This is a genomic window from Pseudomonas sp. P5_A2_2 (assembly GCF_054177685.1).
On sequence record NZ_JBGCUL010000364.1, the window covers coordinates 1 to 4,363 of the forward strand.

Below are 4,363 nucleotides of genomic sequence, written 5' to 3' on the forward strand. Positions count from 1 at the left end.
GCCTTGGCATAGCCGGGTAATGCGGCGAAGTCCCGGGCACAGAGCAATAGTTTGCGTTGGCCCCAGGGTTCTTGCAGGGCGAGGCTTTTGAAGGACAGTCCGCCTGACCTGCGTTCGACTGCGGCCAGCGGTACGATTGCCAGTCCCGCCCCTCGGGCGACCATGCGCATCACGCCATCGAAGCCATCGGCGCGGATGCGGATCTGCATGCGCAGGCCGGCGTGCAGTGCCTGCTCTTCCAGGTACACCGCCAGCGCGCTGTTGGCATTCAGGCCAACGTAGTCGTAATGCAGCGTGTCGGTGAAGCTCACCGAGGTCGCCTGTGCCAAGGGATGTTCGCTGGGCATGATCAGCACCAGCGGATCATCGCGGAACGCTCGGGTCTGCAAGCCATCGGTGTCCACCGCATCGGAAACGATGCCGATGTCCGCCGCACCTTGGCGCAAGGCATGGGTGATGCGGGTGCTGGGCAGTTCCTGCAGGTCGATGTCGAGGTTGGGATGGCTGTGCAGGAAATCCGCGAGCAACTCTGGCAGGTACTCGGTGATCGCCGTGGTATTGCACAGCAGCCGCACCTGGCCTTTGACGCCCTGGGCGTACTCGGCGAGTTCCTGTTGCAGGCGTTCGGCCTGTTGCAACAGAACCCGGGCGTGTCGGGCCAGGGCATTGCCGGCCGGCGTCGGGCTGACCCCACGACGATTGCGCTGAAGAAACTCGACGCCCAGCGACGCCTCCATGGCGCGAATTCGCGCGCTGGCCGCTGCCAGGGACAAATGACTGCGTGCGGCGCCGGCGGTGATGTTGCCGGTGTCGAGGATGTTCAGGTACAGGCGCAGGTCGGTCAGGTCGAAGTGCATTACAACAATCTCAAGTTGAATGTTGTCTGGAAGGGCGTCTTCGCGAGCAGGCTCGCTCCCACAGGGGATTTGTGAACGACACATAACCACGGTGGGAGCGAGCCTGCTCGCGATGACGACAGATGCCGCACCCGATTATTCAGCCTCTTGTATGGAGAGAGGCATCCTCAGTATATGGTAGATTTTCAATCAACCCTTGCGGGTTCACCATGGCCCCATGAATACACTCTCGGCGTTTTATCAGAATCTCGGCTTGGCCCTTTCGTTGTTGGTTATCGGCACCTTTGTGCTGGCCGGCATGGTCAAGGGCGTGATCGGCCTGGGCCTGCCGACCGTTGCCATGGGCCTGCTCGGTCTGGCTATGGCGCCGGCGCAGGCTGCGGCGCTGCTGATCATTCCGGCGACCCTGACCAACGTCTGGCAACTGGCATTCGGTGGGCATCTGTCGGGGCTGGTCAAGCGGTTGTGGCCGATGTTGCTGGCGATCTGCATCGGCACCGGGGCGGGCACGCTGTGGATCGGCATGAGCGGTGGTCACTGGGTGGTGCGGGGGTTGGGTGCGGCGTTGTTGCTGTATGCGCTGAGCGGTTTGTGCCTGCCGACTCTGCGCGTGGGGCGGCGCAGCGAACACTGGCTCGGTCCATTGTGTGGCGTGCTGACCGGCGTCATCACTTCGGCCACCGGCGTGTTCGTGATTCCGGCGGTGCCTTATCTGCAAGCGCTGGGTCTTAGCAAGGATGAGCTGGTGCAGGCGCTGGGCCTGTCATTCACCGTCTCGACCCTGGCCCTGGCTGGTGGATTGCTATGGCGTGGCGCACTCGGCGGGGGCGAGTTGAACGCATCGCTGCTGGCGCTGRTCCCGGCCATGCTCGGCATGTGGCTGGGGCAATCGCTGCGCCAGCGGATCAGCGGCCTGTGGTTCAAGCGCGTGTTCTTCGTTGGCCTGGGTGTGCTCGGCGGCCATTTGCTGATCAGCGGCTAGCGGACGACGGACTGATCATGTCGATGGCGCGGATCTCGAAGTCCCGCTCCAGGTATTCATCGCGCTGCTCGAGGAACTGCTTCATGTGCGGCAGGTTCGAGTGCACGTCGAGGTGGGCCCGGGATTGCCAGATCTCGTAGAAGATGAACAGGGTCGGGTCCTGTTTGTCGCGCAGCATGTGGTATTCGATGCAGCCAGGCTCGGCGCGGCTGGCTTGCACATAGCCGCTGAAAAATGCTTCGAAGGCGTCGGATTTTTCCGGGCGGGTCTTGGCGTGCAGGATGAAGCCCTGGATTTCACTCATCTACATCTCTCCTCAAGTCAGAACTGGCCCAGTCTAAGGCAACAATCGACTGTTGATTCGTGCTTGTAGGTCAAATGAATTTTGCCAAATCGGCGCTTATTCCGCGCGAGGCCGGTCGGTACTCTACCGCCATCCGATTCCCGACCCTTCCCGAGACCTCCCATGAAAAAAGTCCTGTTGCTCAATGGCGGCAAAAAATTTGCGCACTCCGACGGCCGCTACAACGCCACCCTGCATGAAGTCGCGTTGAGCGTGCTGGATCGCGGCGGCGTGGATGTCAAAACCACCTTCATCGACGAGGGTTATGACGTCGCCGAAGAAGTGGCCAAGTTCCTCTGGGCCGACGTGATCATCTACCAGATGCCTGGCTGGTGGATGGGCGCGCCGTGGACCGTGAAGAAGTACATCGACGAAGTCTTTACCGAAGGTCATGGCAGCCTCTATGCCAGCGACGGTCGTACCCGTTCGGATGCGTCGCAGAAGTACGGCAGCGGCGGCCTGATTCACGGCAAGCAGTACATGCTGTCGCTGACCTGGAACGCCCCGCAGCAAGCCTTCGACGACCCGACCGACTTCTTCGAAGCCAAGGGCGTGGACGCGGTGTACTTCCCGTTCCACAAGGCTAACGAGTTCCTGGGTATGACCGGTTTGCCGACGTTCCTGTGCGTGGACGTGATGAAGCGTCCGAACATCGAAGGCGACGTGGCGCGCTATGAGCGGCATTTGGCTGAGGTGTTTGGCCTCAAGGCATKACGCTCGGCTACTATCCGATGCAACGGCCAGGAAGATCGCAGCGCCGATTCGCAAACGAGGACACACGTGAAAGCCAGATCCGATGAATTGCAGGTTTTCGTCTGCGTGATTGAATGCGGGTCGATTTCTGCGGCCGCCGAGCAGGTCGGGCAAACACCTTCGGCGGTCAGTCGCACGCTGTCGCGGCTGGAGGCCAAGCTCGACACCACGCTGATCAATCGCACCACGCGGCGCATGGATCTGACCGAGGAGGGCAAGTATTTCTTCGAACACGCCAAGCGGATTCTCGATCAGATGGACGAGCTCGAAGAGCGCCTGTCCTCACGCCAGCAAACGCCGTCCGGGCGGCTGCGGATCAACGCGGCGTCACCTTTCATGCTGCACGCCATCGTGCCCTACATCGATGAATTCCGCAGGCTCTACCCCGACATCCAGCTCGAACTCAACAGCAACGATTTGATCATCGACCTGCTGGAGCAGAGCACTGACATTGCCATCCGCATCGGCACCCTGACCGACTCGACATTGCATGCCCGCTCCCTGGGTTGCAGCCCGCTGCACATCGTCGCCAGCCCGGGCTATCTGGAAAAGCACGGCTCGCCGCAAGTCGTGGCTGACCTGACCCACCATACATTGCTGGGGTTCACCCAGAACGAAGGTCTCAACCAATGGCCGCTGCGTTATGTGCATGGCGATCGCTGGCCGATCCAGGCGTCGATCAGCGCATCGAGCGGCGAAACCATCCGCCATCTCGCACTGGATGGCCAGGGCATCGCCAGCCTGTCGCATTTCATGACCATCGAAGACATTCGTGCCGGACGCTTGAAAGTGTTGTTGGCCGAATTCAACAGCGGCTATCGCCAGCCGATCAACGCGGTGTACTACCGAAATTCGCAGCTGGCCCTGCGGATTCAATGCTTCCTGGACTTTATCCAGGGCAAATTGGCGGATTATGCGAGCGCAGACTTCAAGGGCTGATTCGTGACTCCTGCGCAAAAGTGAATTGGGTCAGAGGGCATTTTTCGACAGTGATCACTCCTTGATACTCCTTGCATCACTTATCAACGCAGGGAGTTTCTCCATGAACGTATTCGTTACCGGCGCTGCCGGTTTTATTGGCGGTTCCATCGCTACAGGCCTGGTCCAGGCCGGCCACAATGTCACCGGCCTGGTACGCAGCGCCGAACAAGCCGATCAACTGCGCGCACTGGGCATTTCTCCGGTGGTGGGCAGTCTGGACGACAGCGACCTGTTGGCCGATCAGGCGCTGGCTGCCGACGCGGTGATCAACGCGGCCAGCAGCGACCATCGTGGCGCTGTGGAAGCCTTGCTCGATGCCCTGCGCGGTTCTGGCAAAGTGTTCCTGCACACCAGCGGTTCGAGCATCGTCGGGGATGCCTCGGGCGGTAAATCCAGTGATGTCATCTACTTCGAAGACAACCTGCCGGAACCGACGGTCGACAAGGC

5 protein-coding genes and 1 pseudogene are annotated in these 4,363 nt (G+C 60.8%); 4 read left to right on the forward strand and 2 right to left on the reverse strand.

The features are described 5' to 3' along the window. A partial coding sequence (locus ACXRVY_RS18410) for a LysR family transcriptional regulator (RefSeq protein WP_458237931.1) occupies positions 1-857 on the reverse strand: 857 nt, incomplete at its 3' end. Between the two features lie 217 nt (positions 858-1,074). On the opposite strand from ACXRVY_RS18410, the gene ACXRVY_RS18415 reads away from it, so the two are divergent. Next, positions 1,075-1,839, forward strand: a complete 765-nt coding sequence (locus tag ACXRVY_RS18415; RefSeq protein ID WP_458237932.1) for a sulfite exporter TauE/SafE family protein — start codon at positions 1,075-1,077, stop codon at positions 1,837-1,839. Here ACXRVY_RS18415 and ACXRVY_RS18420 read toward each other — a convergent pair. Beyond that, positions 1,829-2,143 (reverse strand): putative quinol monooxygenase, encoded by a 315-nt coding sequence (locus ACXRVY_RS18420; protein ID WP_223463580.1) that lies wholly within the window; start codon positions 2,141-2,143, stop codon positions 1,829-1,831. The two genes, ACXRVY_RS18415 and ACXRVY_RS18420, sit on opposite strands and share 11 nt — an antisense overlap. Positions 2,144-2,305: 162 nt before the next feature. On the opposite strand from ACXRVY_RS18420, the pseudogene ACXRVY_RS18425 reads away from it, so the two are divergent. From ACXRVY_RS18425 to ACXRVY_RS18435, 3 genes and pseudogenes are all read left to right on the forward strand, one after another. Continuing rightward, positions 2,306-2,884 (forward strand): annotated as a pseudogene (locus tag ACXRVY_RS18425) (NAD(P)H-dependent oxidoreductase); the annotation flags it as partial. 78 nt (positions 2,885-2,962) lie between these two features. After that, positions 2,963-3,874, forward strand: a complete 912-nt coding sequence (locus ACXRVY_RS18430) for a LysR family transcriptional regulator (RefSeq protein WP_223463578.1) — start codon at positions 2,963-2,965, stop codon at positions 3,872-3,874. A gap of 103 nt (positions 3,875-3,977) precedes the next feature. Further along, a partial coding sequence (locus ACXRVY_RS18435) for an NAD(P)H-binding protein (RefSeq protein WP_458237933.1) occupies positions 3,978-4,363 on the forward strand: 386 nt, incomplete at its 3' end.

Bases quoted from the DNA above. Each gene is read 5' to 3' on its own strand.
- ACXRVY_RS18420 (WP_223463580.1), bottom strand. From the start codon at position 2,143: ATGAGTGAAATCCAGGGCTTCATCCTGCACGCCAAGACCCGCCCGGAA.